General features: G+C 50.2%; 1 pseudogene. It reads right to left on the minus strand.

Annotated elements, in window-relative coordinates:
* A pseudogene (locus tag Q7V20_RS11160) lies at positions 1 to 1,045 on the minus strand (excinuclease ABC subunit B); the annotation flags it as partial.

A 1,045-nucleotide genomic window follows, 5' to 3' on the forward strand; every position in this document is an offset into this window, starting at 1 on the left:
CATCGTGCAAATCTTCGACCTGATTTTCACTCGGTTTGATCGTGATAATCGGATCAAGGAGTCCCGTAGGGCGGATAATCTGATGAGCGATCGTGGTACTGATATCGAGTTCTTGTGCTGATGGGGTTGCGGAGACGAACATATAATGGGGCGCTTTGTTCATAAACTCATCGATCATCAGAGGGCGGTTATCGAGGGCACTTGGGAGGCGAAAACCGTAATCGACGAGTACCTCTTTACGACTGCGATCCCCCGCAAACATCCCCCGAAACTGTGGAAGACTCACATGACTCTCATCGACGATAATCAAAAATTTATCGTGATGAAGGGTGAAATAATCGAGCAGGGTATACGGAGCTTCTCCGGGGAGTTTATCGGTGAGATGACGGGAGTAATTTTCGACCCCCTTGCACATCCCCGTAGCCTGAAGCATTTCGAGGTCAAATTCGCAACGCTGTTTGAGGCGCTGTGCTTCGACGATTTTCCCTTGTTTATCGAGTTCGTTCAGCCGTTCTCCGAGTTCATCTTCGATCCGTTTGATCGCGCGGGAGAGTTTCTCCTGCCCTACGGCAAACTGGCTGGTGGCATAGATGGTGACACTCTCTTGTTTTTCGGTCATGGTGTTGCTGAGGGGTTCAAAAAACGTCAGACGCTCCACTTCATCCCCGAAAAATTCGATCCGCACCGCCTGATCTTGCCAGTACGGGGGATAGATATCGACCACTTCCCCATTCACCCGAAAGTGACCGCCCTCGAAATAGGTGTCGTTTCGGGCATAACCCATCTCGACAAGGCGAAGGAGGAGCTTTTTTTGGTTGATTTCATCACCGATGGCGATAACTTGCACCATCTTTTCATACTCTTCCGGATCACCGAGCCCGTAATTGGCAGAGACGGAGGCGACCACGATGACATCGTCATAACTGAGGAGATTGGCGGTGGCGGAGAGGCGTAGACGCTCTAGCTCATCATTGATCGAGCTGTCTTTTTCGATAAACAAATCTTGGCGGGGGATGTAGGCTTCAGGCTGATAATAATCGTAGTA

The organism is Aquabacterium sp. (assembly GCF_030652515.1).
Classification (GTDB): domain Bacteria; phylum Pseudomonadota; class Gammaproteobacteria; order Burkholderiales; family Burkholderiaceae_C; genus Aquabacterium.